This window comes from Halpernia frigidisoli (assembly GCF_900113805.1).
Taxonomy (GTDB): domain Bacteria; phylum Bacteroidota; class Bacteroidia; order Flavobacteriales; family Weeksellaceae; genus Halpernia; species Halpernia frigidisoli.
This window is the reverse complement of sequence record NZ_FOQT01000002.1, coordinates 282710-303443: the sequence shown is the minus strand read 5'-3', so window position 1 is coordinate 303443 and position 20734 is coordinate 282710. Positions and strand designations below refer to the sequence as shown.

The following is a 20734-nucleotide window of genomic DNA, read 5'->3' as shown; positions in this document are numbered from 1 at the left end:
ATTATGAATAAAAAATAACTATTCTTTAATTTCAGAGATTATATTCTTTAATTTATTGAAAATAACATTAATGTTTTCAGGATCATGAACAGGCGTATATTTTTCCATGGAAAATTCATGAATAAGATTTCTAAAATCTTCGGCGAATTTTGCACCTTTATTTTGAATTAAATAATTGTTAAAAGTAAGATCAGACTTGCGTTCGCTATAAATTTCGAGATCTTTTTGAAAGTTTTCAAAGGATGTGAAAAAAGTTGTAAAATCCTGATTATGATTTAAAACTTCCAGATAACTGATCTCTGAGGCAAAATCAAACGGTTTATCTTTAATTAAACGCGCTTCGGCTTCTGCGATATTTTCTACTGGCGCTGCTTTTATATTTTTTGCAAAACTTACTTTTTTTCTTTTTTTATCTCTGTATTTAAATATCAAAAATAGTAAACCGCAAAGCAAAGCAAGATTTCCCAGAATAATTTTATAGTTCAACTCATGTGCTTTGGGGATTTGAAGCTGCTGCGCAATGATTTTTGGCGTATGAACTGTCGATAAAACGTTGGTCGTATATTCATTTACCTTTTCAATTGCAGTTTTTGTATCATTCAATTCGTCCGATGTAAGTGAAGCAAAAGATAAAGTATCTGAAGGTAAATTTTTATAGGCTTTTTTTTCAGGATCGAAGTAGGAAAAATCTTCAGTTTTTAAGATTATTTTGCCTGTAGTTTTTGGGATAATGATGTAATTTAAAACAATATTTCCTGCAGATCCTTTCTTTGAATTTTTAACATTATAGGTAATTTTTGGCGCAAAAAAACTGTATTCAGGAGATTCCGCGAGCTTAGGAAGATCCATCGTGTGTAAATTTCCTTCACCGCTTACCTTGACATTCAAATTAATAGGTTTTCCTACAAGATTATTTTCTTCAACGGTAGTTGACATATCAACATTAAAATTCCCAACCGCATTTCTGTAATTTTCCGGTGCTTTTCCTGGTAATTTTTTTACATTTAAAGTTACTTTTCGGGATCTTAAAACAGCGCTGGAAGAATTATTTCGAACTGTAGCTGAAACTGATGGAATCTTTATCTCACCACTTTCTGAGGTTGTGATAAGGAAAACGCCGATGACCTGCGATGACATATTAGAATCTTCATCTTGTTCAATATCCGATTTTGCAAAGCTTATCTGGTGGAAATTAACATCACCATTTTTTGGAAATTTTATTTTCGAAACATTTCTAAAATTGTCAAAATTTTTGCTGTAAGCCTTTAAAACTGCAATTGTCGGCTGGTTTTTGTAAATGGTTTTGTCCTTTACCTCAAGATTGAGATACATTTCGTTGGCAATACTAGGTTTCACGATCGCCTTTTTTGTCGCATTTGTTACGTAAACGTCAAATGGCTCTGTCTTATAAATTTTGTTATTTGCCGTATATAAAACAGATCCAACTTTTATTCTGCCCGTTTGTTTTGGCTGAAGTAAAACTTGAAAAACAATGGTTTTGGTTCGGATATTAAGATCCGTATTATTTTCTGAACCCGTTGTTAAAATGTTAAACTTAGAAAGATCGGGCATTTGAAGAGGTGACTGAATATTGAAGTCGTTGCCCTGAATTTCTAGTACAACAGTTAATTTTAATTCCTGATCAATACTTAGGTCACGTTTGTCTGGAATTACGCGTAAATCGACTTGGCCGTGAATTGATATCACAGAAATTAAGAATAATATGTAGCTGAAGCATATTTTCATTACCAGTCTTTCTCATTGCTTTGCGGCATTGAGTTTCCGTTTTTGTTTAAAATCTTTTGTGCAGTTTCCTGCTCTTTGTTGGAGGTCCGGTCTAAAATGGCTTTTTCAAGATCTTTTGGGATATTATTTTTACCGGAATTTTTTCCATTATTTCCGCTTCCGGAGTTTTCTTCCGAATTTCCGCCTGATTGTTGAGTTGGGTTTTTGCCTTTTCCGTCTTTATTGTCCTGATCTTTATTATTTCCACCGCCACCGCCGGATTTACCTTTTTGTTTATCCTGTTCGTTTTTTTCTTTTTCCTTTAATTTCGCGATTTGATAATTACGCTGTGCGCTTTCATTATTTGGTTGCTGTTTTAAAGCTTTTTTGTAATACTCTGCAGCTTTTTCAGGATTTTTACCTTCCATGAATGTATTGCCAATGTTGTATTGGGCAGCCATTTTATCAGGTAATGAAGTCGCGAAACTTTCTGCTTTTTGAAATTCTGCACGCGCTTCGTCGTACATTTTTCTTTTGTAAAGAGAATTGCCAAGATTGTAGTGAGAAGTAAAATCTTTTTCCTTGCCTTTAGAAGCTTCAAGGAATTTCGTAGAAGCACGTTCGTAATTTTTACTTTTAAATGCAGAATTTCCTTCATAAACCAAGGAATTATAACTTTCCTGAGCGTTTATAAATGCACTGATTAAAAAGAATAACACAAGTAAATTTTTTCCCATATTCATCATTACAAAATTACTCTATTAAGTGTTAAAATGTAAGCAAAAAAAAGTTAAATAAGGGTTAAAATATTGATTAAAAAGACCTTTACGTTAAATTTATCATACTAAATATTGAAATCACGTTTCGGATTTAGTAAAAAAATGAGGAAAAAAAAGAACAGTGAAACTGTCAAAGTATATTGGTAATAATGAACAGCTGTTTGAGAACTGACGTAACTTTCAGTTGAAGAAGCACTTTTTTGAAGATCTACGTCCATTTCCGAAACTGCGTTTTCCAGATTATTTCCATCCAGATACGAACCGCCGGTATTTGTAGCAAGATCTTCGAGCGCAGCAGTTTCCCTTTTTGAGATTACGGTTTCACCTGAGGAATTCATCTTATATCCCATTAATTCTCCAAAAATGTACTCCGGCACCGGCGCACCTTCTTCCGTCCCGATACCTACCGAAACAATTGAAATACCTTCTTGTTTTGCCAGTTTCAAAGCATTTGGTTCATTTCCTTCATTATCTTCGCCATCACTTATCAATACGACTTTCCGCGAACCTTTCGGGATGTTTTTAAATTTTTCAACTGCGACCTGCATGGCTTTTAAAAAATCCGTTCCCTGCGTCGGCATTACGCTGGTTTCAATACCATTTATATAAGTGGAAGCTGCGCTATAGTCTGCTGTTAAAGGCATAATCGATTGTGCGTCACCGGCAAAAACGATGAGGCCAACGCGGTCATTTTTCATTTTTGTGAGACTTTGCACCATCAGATTTTTAGCAGCATTTAATCGGCTTGTTTGAATATCCTGAGCGTTCATGGAGTTGGAAACATCCAAAAGAAACATCACATTATTGATCTTTTGTTTAGATTTTACCTGTTCTGTTCCGCTTAAAAAATCGACTATTGACAAAATTAAAAACAAACCTGCCAAAATATACAGGAAAGGCAAAACTTTTGAAAATCCTCTATTTTTAGGAAAAAATTCACCTTGGAATTTAGATTCTGCAAAAATATTTTTTCTTTTCTTTTTCCAGTTGATATATCGGTACATAAATATTCCCACTATTGGCAAAAGCAATAGCAGAAGTAAATACCAGTAATTTCCTAAAGTTAAATTCATTTTTATCTAAAAATCTTTTTAAGGTAAATCATTTTTAAAATCAATCAATATTTTTTATTTTAAAACCTAATTTAAAACTTTATAAAAAACCCATCTCAATATCGCATCAAAATATAGTATTCCCAACGCGACCAACAGAAAAATTCTAAAATATTCCTTGTAATTATAAAGTGTTGTTGATTTTAAATCTGTTTTCTCCAGCTGATTGATCTCATCGTAGATAAGTTCAAGATTTTCGGTAGAGGTGGCCCGGAAGTATTTCCCACCGGTGATCGAAGCGACTTCCTGCAAAGCGTTTTCATCAATTTGAACGGGTTGTTCCGTGAAAACAAGTTCACCAAAAACGTCCTGCGCCGTTGGAAAAAGAGCGTAACCGTTTGTCCCTATGCCGATGGTGTACACTTTAATGTTATTATTTTTAGCTAATTCGGCAGCAACTTGTGGCGGCATGGCATTTTGGACATTACTAACGCCATCTGTCATTAAAATTATGATCTTACTTTTTGCTTTGCTGTCTTTCAAGTGATTCACAGCAACAGCCAAACCTTCTCCGATCGCGGTTCCCTGGATCAACTCAAGACCGTTCAGATTATTTATTTCATTGATCAAAACTTCGTGATCGGATGTAACAGGCACTTTTGTGAACGCTTCTGCAGCATATTCTACCAAACCAATTCTGTCATTGGGCCTTTTTTCAATAAATTTTTTGGCAATATCTTTCAACGCCGTTATTCTGTCTGGCTGCAGATCTTTTGCAAGCATGCTGAGAGAAACATCTACGGAAAGCATTATGTCGATTCCTTTGGTATCATCCCGATTCTGCGATACCGTGAAAGTTCTTGGTCTGGCGATCGCGATAATAAGACAAGATAATATTAAATATTTTGAAATTTTTAGAAAAAAAAGCACCGGAACAATACTTCCATTTTCTTTCATATTCCGGACAGATGGAACTTTTAAACCAATAGATTTTTTCTTACTTAAATCTCTGATCAGTAAAGGAATAAAAAGAGCAAAAAGCAGTAGCAACCACGGACTGTAGAATATAAAATTTAAATTAAACATCGCTTCTTACTTTTTCAAATTCAATATCTTTTGTAGACCGTTTTACGAAATCCTGTATGCCTTTAAAATCATTTTGCATGGTTTCTTTGTCGGGAAAAGTTTTAGCAAATTTTACCAGATCGCCTCTTAAAAATACATCTTCTACAATCGCCTCATTTTCTTTTGAAATGGTATTATTGTTTTTCATAAAAGAAATAAGATCATCCGTCAAAAGCACATCTGCAGGAAATTTATATTGTGTTGAAATGAAATTCCGGCTGATATCAATCAACTCTATGTAAAAAGCACGGTAATTATTATTCTCTATATATTTTTTCTTTTTTAAATTTTCGAGATCTCTCAAAGTCTTGTTCGTGACAATTTTAGGGGAATTTTTATCTCTTTTGCTGTAACGGATAAAATAATAAATAATAATTATGAGTGCAATTAAAGCAATAAGTCCTAAAATGTAAAATTTATAGAGTTCCCAATAATCATTGACATCGAGTTTTACCTCTTTATTATTCATGATATCGCTGATCTCATCACCTTTTTTGGCGGTGTTTACAACTTCAACTTCATAGGGAATCGTTTTTAAAACTTTATCACCAACTTTAAATTCTAAAACCGGAATTGTATATTTCCCTTCATCAAAAACTGCAAATTCTACAGTTCGAGAATACGAGTCTTCTTTCAAACTAATTGAATCTTTTATACCTTCAAAATGAAAGGGTAGAAGTGAATTTTTGGCTGCAGAATTTACTTGTTTGCCTTGCAGATTATCAATATTTATTTTAAGAACTGCAGGTTCTCCCAAAGCCAAAGTCTTCTTGTCCAAAGTCGAAGAAAGTATCTGCGCGTTCGCAAAAACACTAATAAATACGATAAATAATAGAACTTTTTTTTTCAAACTAATTTACTTTCTTTTAAAATATTGGTATAAAATTTTAGAATAATCATCGGCGGTATTAATATTTAAAAAATGCCCCGAACTTTTCTCAAAATTTTCCTTAATATTTTTTATTTTTTGTTTCTGTTTCTCTGCAAAATCATAACGCCATCTTGCGCTTGAAGTATTTGCCCAGATTTTTTTCCCCGTTTCAGAATCTATAAAATGCGCAAAACCAACATCCGGAATTTCCTCATCTTTCTCATCAAAAATTCTCAAACCAAGCAATTGATTTTTCTTCGCCGCAATTTTTACTAGTTTCTCGTTATACTCATCTTCAAAATCTGAAAACAAAAAAACCAAAGATTTTTTCTTAAAAATATTCATTAAATAGTCCAGCGCAACATCAATTTTACTTTCCGCAGGAACATATTCCGCTGTTAAAATCGAACTTAGAATCGCCAAAATATGCTTTTTTCCTTTTTTCGGCGGAATTACTTTATAAACTTTATCCGCAAATAAAATCAATCCAACTTTATCATTATTTCCCGCCGCAGAAAATCCTAAACTTGCCGCAATCTCCGCCACAAAATCTTTTTTCAATTCATTTCTCGTTCCATAATTCATCGACGCAGAAATATCTACCAAAATCATCATCGTCAATTCCCGCTCTTCTTCCATCACTTTCACGAAAGGTTCCCGGAAACGCGCGGTTTTATTCCAATCCATCCTGCGGATTTCATCGCCATTTTGATAAGGCCGAACTTCTGAAAACGTCATTCCTTGTCCTTTAAAAGCGCTGTGATATTGCCCCATAAGCGTAGATTCCGTGCGACGACGCGTCCGGATTTCTATTTGCTTTACTTTTTTTACAATATCTTTTACTTCCATTTTGTCATTGCGAGGAACGAAGCAATCTGTTGATTACTATTTTACTTTTAATTAGTAGCAACACTATTTTTTTATATTTTCAAAACCCGTCCTGCTTTCCGCTACAATCTTTTTTTCAAATGCAAAAAAAAGATTTCCACTTCAATCAGGGCTAAAAAGTCGGGTATTTTTTCTTTTCACTTTTTTGAATGCGCCGAAGGCACGTTCTTAAAATATTACTTATTACTCATTAATTATTATTTAAGGCGCCTGAACTTTCCCCAAAATTTTATCAACAATTTCGTCTGAAGAAATATTTTCTGCTTCCGCTTCAAAACTCAACCCAATTCTGTGGCGTAAGACATCTTTTGCAATCTCCTTCACATCTTCCGGGATCACAAATGCGCGACCTTTTATAAAAGCATAAGCGCGGGAAGCAATTGCCAAATTTATCGAAGCACGCGGCGAAGCACCAAAACTGATGTAATTTTTCAGATCTGACATGCCGTATTTTTCCGGATATCTTGAGGCAAAAACCATATCGAGAATATATTTTTCAATTTTTTCGTCCAGATAAATTTGGTTGATGATAGCTTTTGCATCCGTAATTTGATCCAAAGAAATGACCGGTCTAATTTTCGGAATATCTTGTGTAGAGATCATTCTCATGATTTTTCTTTCAGATTCAAAATCAGGATAATCAATCGTACATTTTAACATAAAACGGTCGCTTTGCGCTTCCGGCAAAAGATAAGTTCCTTCCTGATCAATTGGATTTTGTGTCGCTAAAACTAAAAATGGTTTCGGCAAAAACATCGTTTCATCGCCAATCGTCACTTGTTTTTCCTGCATAACTTCCAATAAGGCAGATTGCACTTTTGCCGGCGCACGATTGATCTCATCCGCCAAAACAAAATTCGCAAAAACCGGTCCTCTTTTTATGGAAAAATCATTGTCCTTTACGCTGTAAATTTGCGTTCCAATAACGTCTGCCGGCAAAAGATCCGGAGTAAACTGTATTCTCGAAAATTTTCCCTGAACGGCTTCCGCCAAAGTTTTTATCGCCAAAGTTTTAGCCAAACCGGGAACACCTTCCAAAAGAACGTGACCGTTTCCTAAAAGTCCGATCAATAAACGGTCAATCATATATTCCTGACCAATAATGGCGCGGTTTATTTCCTGTTTTAAAAGAGAAAAATAAATATTTTGCTCTTTCACTTTTTCCGTTAAAAGTCTAATATCGTCTGCCTGATGTAATTCTGCCATAGCTGATTTTAAAATAATGGGTAAATTTCCAATAAAATTGGGCATTAATCAATATAATTAATACTAATTTTGAGTTAAACTTTGTTAAAAATTTAGAGCATAATTTAATTATTTAACTTCACAAAAGACAAATTTTTATTAAAAGATGTTAATGTGTTTTTGATAGACGCTTAAAATTTATGCAAATCCATATAAATGAAGTATTTTTGAAGATTAAAAAATTACTCCTTTGAATTACCATTTTGCGATACACCGGCAAACCCGCCGAAATTTATTAGAAATTTTGCAGGAAACTCCACAAGAAGATCTGCTTACGATTCCAGATGGTTTCAATAATAATATTTACTGGAATGTTGCACATTGCGTTGCGACACAACAACTTTTACACTATTATTTGAGTGGAAATCCTTTTAGAATAGATACTTTTTGGATCGAAAAATACAAAAAAGGAACATTGGCAAATTTAGACGTAAAAGCCTCTGAAATTGAAGATCTTGGTTTTTTATTAACTGAAACTTCCAGAATTTTAATGAAGGATTTTGATGATAATTTTTTCCCGGATTATACGCCTTATTCTACAAGTTATGGAATTGATCTCAAAAGTATTCAAGATGCCATTATTTTTAATAATATGCATGAGAGTTTACATTACGGCTACATTTTAGCCCAAAAAAGAGCGCTTTTAGCGGAAAGAAATTAATTAAAAAAGATACTCAAAAGAGTTTTTATGAAATTGCCAACCAGAAAGATGGTTTAAAATAAATAGTATTTATGGTGATTACAGTTACTTTTAAAAATTGAAAAATTTTAAATGAAAGAAAAAGATGACTTTATTTTCGGATTGCGTCCAGTGATGGAAGCCCTGGAAGCTGGAAAAACGATTGATAAAATATTTTTGCAAAATGCTTTGCAAGGACAAATTTATGCCGAGTTAAAAACTGCTTTAGCGAAATATGGAATTCGGGCAAATTATGTCCCGATTGAAAAACTGAATCGTTTTACACGAAAAAATCACCAGGGTGTGGTGGCGTTTATTTCTGATATTCCTTTTTATAATATTGAAAATCTTTTGCCGCAATTATTTGAGGAAGGGAAAACGCCGTTTTTATTGATGCTTGATCGTTTAACAGACGTTAGAAATTTCGGTGCGATCTGTAGAACTGCAGAATGCACGGGAATTGATGCGATAATTATCCCGGAAAAAGGTGGCGCGCCAATTAATTCTGATGCTATAAAAACTTCCGCAGGCGCACTTTACAATGTTAAAATTTGTAAGGAAAAAAATCTTTCTCACACGGTAGATTTTCTACAGCAATCTGGCGTTCAGGTTTTTGCTGCAACAGAAAAAGCGCAGAAATTAATCTATGACGTCGATTTTTCTGGTCCTTCATTAATTGTGATGGGAAATGAAGAAACAGGAATTTCCAAAGAAGTTTTACACCATGCTGACGAAAAAATCAAATTACCGTTGGAAGGAAAAACACAGTCTCTAAATGTTTCTGTGGCCTGCGGCGCTATTTTATACGAAGCTGTTCGCCAAAAATTGACAGTTTCTCAACTTTAAATAAAATAAAAGGCGGTTTAACTCTGCATTTAAAATAACTCAGACAAATCTTTATGAAAAATATATTAGCCATTGCGCTTATTTCTTTGACACTTTATTCATGTAAAAAAGAAACAAAAACAATCACTAAAACCGATCCGAAAACTGGTAAAACGATTACTATAGAAGTTCCGGTGAAGGATTCTACAGAAAATTCTTCAAATTCTGAAAATTTTGCAATAAAAGATTCTGCAGGAGTTTACAGACAAAGTTTTAATTTAGAAGTTGGCAAAAGTTATCCGCTTGTGACTTACCAAAGGGATCTTCAGGAAATAACAGATCCAATGGGTAAAAAAGTAAGTGGTACGAACGAAGCTACAGATGAAATGTCTTTTACCGTAAATGACCTTAAAAATAATGTTTACGATATAAGCATCAATCTTTTAAGCAAAAGAAATTCTCAAAGTGCAAATGGTAAAACTTCTGTTGTTGACACCAAACTAGCAATTCCGGAGGAAGATCAACTAAAAATGATGTGGACAATAAACCGCGCTTTGGTAGGAAATAAGTTAAATATGAAAATGGATAAATCAGGGAAAGTACTTTCGATCACCGGTTTTGATCCTGTTTACAAAAAAGTATCGGCCGCCACATCATCCATGATAAAAGATGCGCAAGCGCGTACAGGATTTATTGCTAATTTTAAACAAAACTTTAACGAAAAAATTCTCAAAGATCAGTTTACAAAAAACCTCTCTATCATTCCAGCGAAGGGCGCGAAAGTTGGCGATAAATGGAATATTTCGGAGAATGCTTCACCAGATGGAAAAATGAAATTAGTGACTTATTATACTTTAAAAAGCGCTGATAATGGCGTTGCAACAATTGCTGTAAATGGTGGAATTCCTTTGAAGTCAGATAAAAAAGTAGCGGATGGCGTTACGCATACTGTTAGTTCAGAGCTCTCGCAAAACGGGACGATCACATTTGATCAAAATTCCGGGTGGATCAAAAACCAAAACATTTCTGTAAAAACAACTCAAAAAGAAGGGATTTCTGACGGTAAAAAATCACAGTCTATGACGAGTGTTTCGACGTCTTCCGTCATGGTAAATCCTTCTGATAAATAATTTTAAAATTTAAATTAGTTATGCTTAAAGATATTTTAGATGTAATTATTGTTGTGATCATCGTGTCATTTGTCTGGAGATTGCTAAAAAGATTATTTGTAGGAAGTGTGGTTAAAAATTTTCAGCAAAAAAATCCACAAAATAACCCTTCAGCTGATCAACCTCAGGAACCACACATTACCAATAGAGTTCATTGGGATGCAGAAACTGTGGACTATGAAGAAGTGAAAGAGCCTAACAATAAATCAAATTAAAGGAAAAATTTCAATGCTGAAAAACAAAAGATATATTTTTATCGCAGCCAGTTTATTGCTTTTTATCATTATGGCTGTCGTTTATGCCAATCCGGTGTTAAATGGAAAACAGCTCTTTCAGCATGATATTGTCCAATACAAAGGTGGTGCAAAGGAACTTTTAGATTTTCGTGCTAATAATAATTCAGAAACTTACTGGAGCGATTCTATGTTTGGCGGAATGCCAACATATCAAATGGGCGCGCAGTTTCGCGGAGATTTGATACGAAGCGTGGACGATTTTTTTATGCTTTTGCCAAAACCTGCAAACTATTTATTTTTGCTTTTTTCAGGTTTTTTTCTTTTAGGTTTGGTCGTTGTTAAAAACTGGAAGTATGCACTTTTGGGTGCAACATTTTTTGGTTTTTCAACTTACTTTTTTATTGCACTTGCGGCAGGACATAATGGAAAAATACACACAGTTGCTTATTTTGCGCCACTTTTAGCAGGAATTTTATTAGTTTATGTCAGAAAAAAATATGTTGTTGGCTTTATCGTGACGACACTTTTTATGGCGTTGCAGATTTTTGCGAATCATGCGCAAATGACCTATTACTTTTTCCTTGCGATGGGTTTTCTCTTTCTATCAGAATTCTTACGAGCAGCAACTGGAAAAATAGACTGGAAACATTTTGGAATTTCTACAGGGATTTTAGCCGTTGCTTTTGTTTTGGGCGTTGGTATGAATTCCCAAAGAATTTTGGCCAATTCTGAATATATAAAAGAAACCGTCCGTGGCAAACAAATTTTAAATTCTGATGGTCAAACTGCTGGAAAATCTGGAATTGATAAAGAAGGAATTTTAATGTGGAGTTACGGCAAACTGGAAACTCTAAATTTATTTATTCCCCGTTTAATGGGCGGCGGAAGTCAGGAAGAAGGTTCTGCAGAAATGATGCAGAAAACCCAGGAGTTGGTTCAGCAAAATGCCACTTCTCAGCAGGAAGTTGATAATCTTCAAAAAGGCTTTGGCAGCGCTACTTATTGGGGCGATCAACCGGGAACTTCCGGACCGGCTTATCAAGGTGCGGTCGTTGTTTTCCTCGCCATTTTAGGATTTTTCTTCGCCTGGAAAAAATATAAGTATTGGATTTTTGGCGCGTCAGTTTTAACGATTTTTCTTGCTTGGGGAAGTCATTTTCTCTTAGTTTCAGATTTTTTTATTGATTTTGTACCTTTTTATAATAAATTTCGCGCGCCTAGTTCTATTTTGGTTGTAGTCGAATTACTGTTTCCTTTGATCGCGATGGTCGGTCTTTACCGGTTTTTTAATTCAAATGAAAGCATTGAAACTTCTGAGGAAAATATTTTAAAAGAAGACTACAAAAAGAAAATTTTAATTTGGATAAGTTCTATTGTTTTAGGCTTCACTTTAATTTTATTAGTTTTTGGTAAAAGCTTACTCGGATTTCATACTGATGCAGAGAAAACTTATTTTCCGCCATACCTTTTGGATTATTTTGTTGACGCAAGATATTCCGTTTTTAAAACTGATGCATTAAAAGCAATCCTGTATGTTGCGTTGGTTGCCGCAATTTTATACTTTTCCTTAAAGAAAAAAATATCGCAAAATATTGCTTTAATACTAATTGGTGCCATTAGTTTATTTGATCTTTGGTCAGTTAACCATAGGTATTTAAACAAAGATAATTTTGTTGATAAAACCTTTGCCGAACAACCTTTTCAAACCGAAACTTCAGATTTACTTGTTGACAAAGTTGGCGATAATCAAAATTTAATTTCACTTTTAAATGATGTTAAAGTAAATAAAGTTTTAGAGACAATCGCCCAAAAAGACGAAACACATTATCGCATTTATAACAATGTTTTAAGCACATTCAGCGAAACCAATACTTCTTATTTTAAATCTTCCGTTGGCGGCTATCACGCGGTAAAACTACGCCGGTATGATGATTTGATAAACAAATATTTCTTTAGTTCTGACACAAAGGTGATTCCAAAGATTTTAAATTTACTTAATGTAAAATACATGATTTTCGGTAATCAGGAAAAGCCTGAAATCGTTCCAAATCCTGAAACCAATGGAAATGCGTGGTTTGTTTCTGATGTGAAATTAGTAAAAACGCCAAATGAAGAACTGAATTCCTTGGGTATAATAGATTCTAAAAAAACTGCGATTGTTTCAATAAATGATGCAAGGTATATCAAGCATTATATTTTGCAATCAGATTCTACCGCAATTATCAATTTAACAAAATATCAACCGAATTCCTTAGAATATAAAACGCAGTCTAAAACGCCACAACTCGCAGTTTTCTCAGAAATTTATTATCCTGAAGGCTGGAAAATGCTGATTGACGATGTTGAAGTTCCTTACATTAAAGCCGATTATTTATTACGTGCGGTTGTAGTTCCCGCCGGAAATCACACGTTGCAAATGGTTTTTGAGCCAAAAGTAATCGCCACGGGAAAAATTATTTCGTTGATTTCGCTTTTGATATTTTTAATTTTAAGTGGTTTGGGGATTTATTTTATTTATCGAAAAAGAGATAAAAGTTTTAAGAATGTCATTCTGACGAAGGAAGAATCTCTTGTATGAGTAAGATTCTTCGTCCCTAAGGGTAACATAAGATGATTAACAAAATATTAATTTTGTATGATAAAAACTTTAGGAACTCATAATTACTACGTTTAAATTCTAACAAATAAAATGAAGACTGTTCTTTATACAGGAGTGACTAATGACTTAAAGAATAGACTTTATTGGCACAAAAATCCAGAGGCTATTTCCAGACATTTTACCACAAAATATAAATGTTTTTTCTTGATTTTTTTGAACATTATCAGGATATTGATATCGCAACTAACAGAGAAAAGCAGATTAAAGGGTGGACGAGAAAAAAGAAAGATGATTTAATTTCTGAATTTAATCGTTCTTGGCGATTTTTAAACGATGAAGTTTAAGATTGAAAATAGAGATTCTTCCTTCGTCAGAATGACAAAAGCACATTTATAGTTTGAACCAACCAAAAAAAATATTAATCATTTCCTATTATTGGCCGCCAGCAGGTGGTCCTGGCGTTCAGCGTTGGTTGAAATTTGTGAAATATTTACCGGAATTTGGCTGGAAACCCACGCTTTTTATTCCCGAAAATCCAAGTTATCCGATTGTTGATGAAAGTCTTAAAAACGAAGTTTCACCGGATTTAGAAATTATTAAAACCAAAATTTGGGAGCCTTATCAATTAGCAGAAAAATTCGGAAAAGCCAATAAAAAATTCAAAGCCGGACAGTTTGACGTTAAAGAAAACCAATCCTGGAAATCAAAATTATCGATTTTTGTACGCGGTAATTTTTTCATTCCGGATGCACGCGTTTTTTGGGTAAAACCTTCGATTAAATTTTTAGAGAAATATTTAGTAGAAAATCATTTTGATGCTTTTGTCACAACAGGTCCGCCGCATTCAATGCATTTAATTGGTTTGGGTTTAAAAGAAAAATATCCAAATTTAAAATGGATTGCAGACTTTCGTGATCCCTGGACGGAAATTTCTTATTATAAACATTTAAAACTCACTAATTCAGCCGATTTAAAACATAAAAATTTAGAAAAAAAAGTTTTTGAAACTGCTGATATTACTTTGGCAACAAGTTTTTCAGACGCTGAAAATTTTCGTAAGAAAGGCGCAAATGCAGTTTGTATTACGAACGGTTTTGACGAAAATGTTTTTAATGTTCAGGAACAAATTAAAAATGCAAAATTCACTTTAAGTTATGTTGGTGTTTTAGAGCAACTTCGAAATCCTGAAAATCTTTGGCAAATTTTAGAAGATTTGGTAAAAGAAAATGAGGATTTTAAAAATGATTTTGCATTAAAATTTGTTGGTAGAATTGATGATAAAATATTAGAAAATTTAAATCAATCTGAACTAAAAAATTCGATTAAAAACTTGGGTTATTTGTCTCACAAAGATTCTAATTTTGAGATGCAACAATCAGATTTATTGTTGATTACTAATTTTCCGGAAGATAAATCAAAAGGAATTATTCCTGGAAAAATATTTGAATATCTACAAACTGGAAATTCCATTTTAAGTTTCGGACCAAAAGATGCAGATGTTGAGAAAATTTTAAATGAAACAAATTCTGGTAAACATTTTTCTTATGAAGATTTTGAAACTTTAAAAGAATTTATTTTAAAAAAATACCAAGAGTGGAAGAGCGGTGAAACTCACTTAATTGAAAGACATATTTCAAAATATTCCCGCAAAAATTTGACTAAGAAATTGATTGAGGTTTTGGAAAATTATCTCTAAATTTTCTCGCAGATTTTGCAGATGACGCAGATGCAAAATCGTTATATTAAAAAAACCTGCCTGATCTTTAAAATCAGTGAGACTAATTTATTTTTTTAAATCTTGTTTCTTGACTCTTAAATCTTGATTCTAAATCAAACCCTTTCCAATTCATCACCAGAAATCTGAGTTTTAAAAGTGCTATAATTTACCGTCACTTTATTTTTAGAAATCTGCTCAATTGTTCCCACGCTTGCGGAACCTTTTATGCGAACTCTTTGTCCTACTTTCATCCAAACTTCGCGGTCTTTACTTTTTTTCTCTTCAATTTTGGTATTGGTTTCTGAAATCTGTTCCTGAACATCAGTTTTTTTCAGTTGTTGCGTGATTTTTCGCTTTACGATCTGAAGTTTTTTTGATTCGTTTTTATCACCACCTAAACGCCGAAATTTTTCCTGTTCCAAAATTTTCACAAATTCTGTCACCAGATCTTTTCTTGATCTACCTTTTGTATAAGAATCAATAAAACCTTCTATTTTATTCCCAAATTGCAATTTTCGATGTTCATCTTCGTAGAGTTTTTGAAAATTAAAAAGTTTCTGTTCCATTTGGTCATTCAACTTTTGCAGATTGTCTTTCTTATTTTGCGCCGAATCTTTTTGCTCAGTTAAATTGGTTTTGAGTTTTTCAACTTCAAATTTTTCCTGCTGAAGTTTCACAATGGTTTTATCTAAATTGATAATATCATGCTTCACTTTTTCCTTTGCAGAATCCAAAATAAATTTTGGGATTTTATTTTTCTGTGCCACTTCAAATGTAAATGAACTTCCGGCTTGTCCGATTTCCAGTTTGTAAAGAGGCAGCAAGGTATGTTCATCAAAAAGCATCGCCGCATTTTGCGCATTTGGAAGTTGCTCAACAACCATTTTTATATTGGTGTAATGCGTCGTGATAATGGAAAAACTCTTCTTTTTGTAGAAAAATTCTAAAAAGGCTTCTGCCAAAGCACCACCTAATTCTGGGTCAGAACCGGTTCCAAATTCGTCAATTAAAAGCAATGTGTTTTCATCCGTTACTTTTATCATTTCCGCCATTTTTTTTAGGCGCGAAGAATAGGTAGAAAGTTGATTTTCAATGGATTGATTGTCGCCAATATCCGTTAAAATATTATCAAAAAAGAACATTTCACTTTTTGGATGAACGGGAACTAAAATTCCACTTTGAATCATTAATTGCAATAATCCAACTGTTTTTAAAGTAATCGATTTTCCGCCCGCATTTGGCCCGGAAATACAAATAATCCGGTTGTGTTCCGTGAAAGTTAAAGATTGAGAAAAAATTTCTTTCTTTTCTTTTTGCGTGCTGATCCACAATAATGGGTGATAAGCATTAAGCAAACGCATGGTTTTATGCTTATTTATTTTGGGTAAAACGCCGTTTATTTTATAGGCAAATTTTGCTTTTGCGCAGGTAATGTCGAGGTCAAAAATATAATTTTGATAGTCAGAAAGTTGCGGGAAAAATTCTGAAATTTCTAAAGTTAATTTCCGTAAAATTTTATCGATTTCTTTCTTTTCCTCTTCTTCGTTTTCCCTTAATGTAAAATAATGTCTCACTACAGATTCCGGCTGAATGTAAGTAATAGAACCCGTTTTTGAAAGCCCTAAAATTCGTCCGGCAATTCTTTTTTTGTAAGCCGATTTTACCGCTAAAACACGTTGATCATCGATAACGGTTTCTTTAATATCATCTAAATAGTCTGTTCCTGCAAAAGAGGAAAGTGCTTTGCTAAAATTTTGTTGAATGGCTTTTTTTGCATGGGAAATTTCTGCACGAACTGCTTTTAAAGTTGGTGAAGCGTCGTTTTTAACTTCTTCAAATCGGTTAAAAACTTTGTCCACTTTATCAATGATGATTTTTTGATAATCCAAAGTCAAGACTTCTTCTGTCAAAAGTGGAAAATTATCAGACAATTTTGAAAAGAAATTTTGAAGTTTCCCGATTTGAGTAGTAATTTCTTTTATGCGAATAAATGCCTTATTTTCCAAGCGAAAATTCTCTATGTGCATCAATTTTAGTTCAGATTCAATATCATCATAATTATGAAATGGAATCGCGTTTTCGCTTTCAAATGAACTAAGATATTCAGAAGTTTTTTTAAGTGAAATTTGCGCTTCATCAAACTCTAAAGGTTTAATTTCCAATATTTTTTCCACCGTTTTAGGGGAAAATGCCTGAGGCGCAATTTCTGCTAAAAGTTGGTCAAATTCTAATTCCTGTAAATGGTCTTGGGTTATATGCACATGCAAATTTACTTATTTACAACATGATTCACAATTGATTTTATTAATGTTGATTTTATAAAAATGTCTAAATTTGAAAATGGATTTTGAAACTAAAAGATTAATTCTCAGAAGTATCACAAACAATGACACGCAAGATGTTTTTGACATTCGAGGTAATGAAATTGTTGACCAATTTATTAAGCGAAAGAAACCAAAAAATCTGAAAGATGCGTTGGATTTTATTCATTTAATAAACAAAAATGAAGAAAATAAAATAGGTTTGTATTTCGGAATTTGTGAGAAATCAAGCGATAAAATTATCGGAACTGTTTGTCTCTGGAAGTTTTCGGAAGATTTTAAAAAAGCAGAATTAGGTTATGAATTGTTGCCTCAATTTCATCATTTAGGTTTTATGTCAGAAGCCGTAGAATTTATTATTGATCATGGTTTCAATGTTTTAAAATTAGAAAAAATTGAGGCTTTTACTGAAAGAGGAAATCAAAATTCTATAAAATTATTAACCAAGTTTAATTTTATAAAAAATGAGAATAGAGTTGATGAAAACAAATCTGAAAATGTTATTTTTGAATTAAATAAATAAAAAATATTTTATCAAATATGACCTGGAAAGAAGTTCTCTCACCAATTAAAGAATCAATTTATTTCGAAAATCTTTGGGAAACAGTAAAATCAGAATATGCAAAAAGTCCATGTTTTCCGCCACCAAAACAGATTTTTCGTGCTTTAGAACTGACTTCTTTTGACGATGTAAAAGTCGTAATTCTCGGACAAGATCCTTATCACAATGATTTTCAGGCAAATGGCTTGTGCTTTTCAGTTTCTGAAAGTGTTGCAATACCGCCTTCATTGAAAAACATTTTTATAGAACTCGAAAATGATTTACGCATTAAAAGAACAAAAAAAGAATTGGATGATTGGGCGAAACAAGGCGTTTTACTTTTAAATTCAACTTTAACGGTTCGTGCACATGAAGCCAATTCTCATCAAAAACTCGATTGGGAAAAATTCACCGATTTTATAATCAGAGAAATTTCTGATAAAAAAGAAAATGTGGTTTTTGTTTTATGGGGAAGTTTTGCGCAGAAAAAAGCAGTTTTAATTGATGAAAGCAAACATTTAATTTTAAAAGCTGTTCATCCTTCACCACTTTCTTCTTACCGCGGTTTTTTTGGAAGCGCGCCTTTTTCGAAAATTAATGTTTATTTAAAAGAAAATAATAAGAATATTATTTCGTGGTAACCGGATCTGAGGATTGATCAACTTTAATATTTCCTTTTTCCATTTTTAAAACAATTTCATACTTACCTTTCAGCTCAGATTTATTAATTTTTTGATTTGGGTAAGGTGACACTTTATCTAAAATTACATGGAAATCTCCGATATTGTTGGCTTTTATTAATTTTCTTGATGGCATATCAACTGTGCTCAACTGCATTTGCATCGGTCGGGAAGTAGTCGTCATTACAGTTAAATTTGCGGTTGCTGCGCCTGCCCAAATGCAGTTTACTCCTTCAGGACAACGGGAATCTTCAGTAATTCCTACAAAAGTAATATTTGCCTGTAATTCTTTTATAAATTTCGTTTCACCTTCTTTTAAATAAATTAGATTTTCACTTTTTACGTCGACAACATTTTTAGTAATATCAGTAGATGTATTTTGTGCTACTTTTTGCGTTTGGCAATTTATCAATGAGATGAAAAAAAGATTCGAAATTAATAATTTATAAATCATGATTTTAATATTTAAAAATGTCTAAAACTACAACCAATAACATTGCCAAACCGACCAGGAAATTAAAACCCGTACCGTAAAGAAATCCAATAAAAGCACCTTTCATACTATTAAACGCCTTTTTTCTGTCACGGGAATCATGTAATAATTCCCCGAAAAATACGCCTGCAAACATTCCGATTAAAAAGCCAAAAGGAATTGGAATAAATAAAATCCCCAAAATAGTTCCGATAAATGAACCAATACTTCCGTACCGCGTTCCGCCGTATTTTTTATTCGTTTTTGCTGGAATTACATAATTTAAAACTGTTGAAATGATTGTGAGAATTGAAAAAATCCAGATCCACCACATACTTAATTCCGAATTTCCGCCAAATTTATAGATTAATAAGCCACAAAGACTCAGTAAAAGTCCAGGTAAAACTGGTAATAATGTTCCCAGAAGTCCTATAACTAAAAGGACTATTGAAATAAGCAAAATTAAACTCTCTTCCATTATTTATTGTTTAAAAGATAAATTTAGTTAAATATAAATGCTTAGCAAAAGTAAATCGTTAATTTTGCAATTATGGGAGAAGACTTAATTACAACTAAAGATTTTTTGCAGGATATTAGCGATCAGATTCATTATTTTGTAAAGGGATATTTCCCGGAAGATCTGGTTTTGTGGATGCAGATTATTGCAAAGTTTTTGCTCTTAGCAGCATTAATTTTTTTAGTGAGCAATTTCTTTAAGATTATATTTAAAATTATTTTTAAATTTTTCGTTAATGAAGAGCGTTTTCCGATTTTAACATCAATATACAAATCAAGAATTACAACATCTATAGCGAGGTTAATTGCAATATTTATTGGAAGTTATGCTTTATATTCAATATTTTATCGCCATCCAAAAAGTTTTGATTTTCTTGAAATCATTATAAAGATTCTTTTCATACTTGTTCTTGGAAGTATGATTTTTAAAATGTTGAAAGCAGTAGAGTTTTATTATTTATGGAAAAAGGATTTTTATATGATTATGGCTTTAAGAGCAATTAATCAAACGGTAAAAATATTTGGGATCTTTATTTTTTCAATTATTTCGCTAAGTATTCTATTTAAAATCAGCGGCTCTGCAATTTTAGGAAGTTTAGGTGCAATTACCGCAGTTTTAGTTTTGGTTTTTAGAGATACGATTTTAGGATTTGTCACGGGAATTCACGTTGCAACCTCGAAAAATTTAAAAGTAAATGACTGGATCGGAATTCCGAAATATAATTTGGAAGGAACAATAATGGATATCAATCTTCTAACCACAAAAATTCTAAATTTTGACAAAACGGTTTCCACTATACCAACTTATGATCTGCTTTCTACGGAAATAAAAAATCTTCAGGTAATGTCGGAAACTAATACGAGGCGGATTAAAAAATCAATTTACTTTAACATTAATTCTTTTAAATTTATTGATGAGGAATTACTAAATAAATTGAAAGACATTAATTTGATCAGCGAATATTTAACAGAAAAAACAGCAGAAATTTCTGAAAGCAAAAAAAATATGAGCCATTTTGATAAAACAATTAATGGCGCGCAACTCACGAATATCGGTGTTTTTCGGTATTATGTTATTCAATATTTAACGCAAAATAAAAACGTTGATAATGAAGGGACTTTATTAGTTCGGCAAATGGAAATTACGCCGCAAGGTTTGCCTTTAGAAATTTATTGTTTCACAAATGATTCTAAATGGGAACATTTTGAGCAGATTCAGGCCGATATTTTTGACCATATTTTAGTGGCAGCAAAAGAATTTGATCTTCAGGTAATTCAATACACGAAAAATTAA

At 32.8% G+C, this 20734-nt stretch carries 20 protein-coding genes and 1 pseudogene; 11 read left to right on the top strand and 10 right to left on the bottom strand.

Annotated features, from left to right (window positions below; genetic code table 11):
* Positions 1-18 precede the first annotated feature (18 nt).
* The 7 genes from BM238_RS06505 to BM238_RS06475 all read right to left on the bottom strand — a co-directional run bounded on the left by BM238_RS06505 (position 19) and on the right by BM238_RS06475 (position 7646).
* Complete coding sequence (locus BM238_RS06505) at positions 19-1746, bottom strand: BatD family protein (RefSeq protein WP_090079395.1); 1728 nt, start codon at positions 1744-1746, stop codon at positions 19-21.
* Complete coding sequence (locus tag BM238_RS06500) at positions 1746-2462, bottom strand: tetratricopeptide repeat protein (RefSeq protein ID WP_090079763.1); 717 nt, start codon at positions 2460-2462, stop codon at positions 1746-1748. Before BM238_RS06500 ends, BM238_RS06505 begins: the two co-directional genes overlap by 1 nt.
* Positions 2463-2569: 107 nt before the next feature.
* Positions 2570-3577: a vWA domain-containing protein gene (locus tag BM238_RS06495; RefSeq protein WP_090079394.1), complete on the bottom strand. Its 1008-nt coding sequence runs from the start codon at positions 3575-3577 to the stop codon at positions 2570-2572.
* 66 nt (positions 3578-3643) lie between these two features.
* Positions 3644-4642, bottom strand: a complete 999-nt coding sequence (locus BM238_RS06490) for a vWA domain-containing protein (RefSeq protein ID WP_090079393.1) — start codon at positions 4640-4642, stop codon at positions 3644-3646.
* Positions 4635-5531: a BatD family protein gene (locus tag BM238_RS06485; protein ID WP_090079392.1), complete on the bottom strand. Its 897-nt coding sequence runs from the start codon at positions 5529-5531 to the stop codon at positions 4635-4637. Before BM238_RS06485 ends, BM238_RS06490 begins: the two co-directional genes overlap by 8 nt.
* A gap of 6 nt (positions 5532-5537) precedes the next feature.
* The gene (locus tag BM238_RS06480; protein ID WP_090079391.1) at positions 5538-6401 is read right to left on the bottom strand and encodes a DUF58 domain-containing protein; all 864 of its coding nucleotides are present in this window, start codon (positions 6399-6401) and stop codon (positions 5538-5540) included.
* A gap of 240 nt (positions 6402-6641) precedes the next feature.
* Positions 6642-7646 carry an AAA family ATPase gene (locus BM238_RS06475; protein ID WP_090079760.1) on the bottom strand — a complete coding sequence of 335 codons (1005 nt, stop codon included), beginning with the start codon at positions 7644-7646 and terminating at the stop codon, positions 6642-6644.
* Positions 7647-7875: 229 nt separating this feature from the next.
* Here BM238_RS06475 and BM238_RS06470 point away from each other — a divergent pair, with 229 nt between their 5' ends.
* The 8 genes and pseudogenes from BM238_RS06470 to BM238_RS06440 all read left to right on the top strand — a co-directional run bounded on the left by BM238_RS06470 (position 7876) and on the right by BM238_RS06440 (position 14889).
* Positions 7876-8346 (top strand): DinB family protein, encoded by a 471-nt coding sequence (locus BM238_RS06470; protein WP_090079390.1) that lies wholly within the window; start codon positions 7876-7878, stop codon positions 8344-8346.
* Positions 8347-8457: 111 nt separating this feature from the next.
* Positions 8458-9210: a 23S rRNA (guanosine(2251)-2'-O)-methyltransferase RlmB gene (gene rlmB, locus BM238_RS06465; protein WP_090079389.1), complete on the top strand. Its 753-nt coding sequence runs from the start codon at positions 8458-8460 to the stop codon at positions 9208-9210.
* Positions 9211-9263: 53 nt separating this feature from the next.
* Complete coding sequence (locus BM238_RS06460) at positions 9264-10319, top strand: DUF6263 family protein (RefSeq protein WP_090079388.1); 1056 nt, start codon at positions 9264-9266, stop codon at positions 10317-10319.
* Between the two features lie 20 nt (positions 10320-10339).
* On the top strand, positions 10340-10573 hold the full coding sequence (locus BM238_RS06455; RefSeq protein ID WP_090079387.1) for a hypothetical protein: 234 nt from the start codon (positions 10340-10342) through the stop codon (positions 10571-10573).
* Between the two features lie 13 nt (positions 10574-10586).
* Positions 10587-13172 carry a YfhO family protein gene (locus BM238_RS06450; protein WP_090079386.1) on the top strand — a complete coding sequence of 862 codons (2586 nt, stop codon included), beginning with the start codon at positions 10587-10589 and terminating at the stop codon, positions 13170-13172.
* Between the two features lie 111 nt (positions 13173-13283).
* A pseudogene (locus BM238_RS14655) lies at positions 13284-13358 on the top strand (GIY-YIG nuclease family protein); the annotation flags it as partial.
* 29 nt (positions 13359-13387) lie between these two features.
* Positions 13388-13537, top strand: coding sequence for a GIY-YIG nuclease family protein (locus BM238_RS14650; protein ID WP_317040683.1), 150 nt, complete (start codon positions 13388-13390; stop codon positions 13535-13537).
* Positions 13538-13590: 53 nt separating this feature from the next.
* The gene (locus BM238_RS06440) at positions 13591-14889 is read left to right on the top strand and encodes a glycosyltransferase family protein (RefSeq protein ID WP_090079385.1); all 1299 of its coding nucleotides are present in this window, start codon (positions 13591-13593) and stop codon (positions 14887-14889) included.
* 134 nt (positions 14890-15023) lie between these two features.
* Here the strand turns inward: BM238_RS06440 and BM238_RS06435 are convergent, their stop codons facing one another.
* Positions 15024-17171 carry an endonuclease MutS2 gene (locus BM238_RS06435; protein ID WP_090079384.1) on the bottom strand — a complete coding sequence of 716 codons (2148 nt, stop codon included), beginning with the start codon at positions 17169-17171 and terminating at the stop codon, positions 15024-15026.
* A 79-nt stretch (positions 17172-17250) separates the two neighbouring features.
* Between BM238_RS06435 and BM238_RS06430 the strand changes: the two genes are divergently transcribed.
* Both BM238_RS06430 and BM238_RS06425 read left to right on the top strand, forming a co-directional pair.
* Positions 17251-17754, top strand: a complete 504-nt coding sequence (locus BM238_RS06430) for a GNAT family N-acetyltransferase (RefSeq protein ID WP_090079383.1) — start codon at positions 17251-17253, stop codon at positions 17752-17754.
* A 17-nt stretch (positions 17755-17771) separates the two neighbouring features.
* The gene (locus BM238_RS06425; protein ID WP_090079382.1) at positions 17772-18413 is read left to right on the top strand and encodes a uracil-DNA glycosylase; all 642 of its coding nucleotides are present in this window, start codon (positions 17772-17774) and stop codon (positions 18411-18413) included.
* Here BM238_RS06425 and BM238_RS06420 read toward each other — a convergent pair.
* Positions 18400-18906: a hypothetical protein gene (locus BM238_RS06420; RefSeq protein WP_090079381.1), complete on the bottom strand. Its 507-nt coding sequence runs from the start codon at positions 18904-18906 to the stop codon at positions 18400-18402. The two genes, BM238_RS06425 and BM238_RS06420, sit on opposite strands and share 14 nt — an antisense overlap.
* Before the next feature lie 4 nt (positions 18907-18910).
* The gene (locus BM238_RS06415; protein WP_090079380.1) at positions 18911-19402 is read right to left on the bottom strand and encodes a DUF456 domain-containing protein; all 492 of its coding nucleotides are present in this window, start codon (positions 19400-19402) and stop codon (positions 18911-18913) included.
* A 72-nt stretch (positions 19403-19474) separates the two neighbouring features.
* Here BM238_RS06415 and BM238_RS06410 point away from each other — a divergent pair, with 72 nt between their 5' ends.
* Positions 19475-20734, top strand: a complete 1260-nt coding sequence (locus BM238_RS06410) for a mechanosensitive ion channel family protein (protein ID WP_090079379.1) — start codon at positions 19475-19477, stop codon at positions 20732-20734.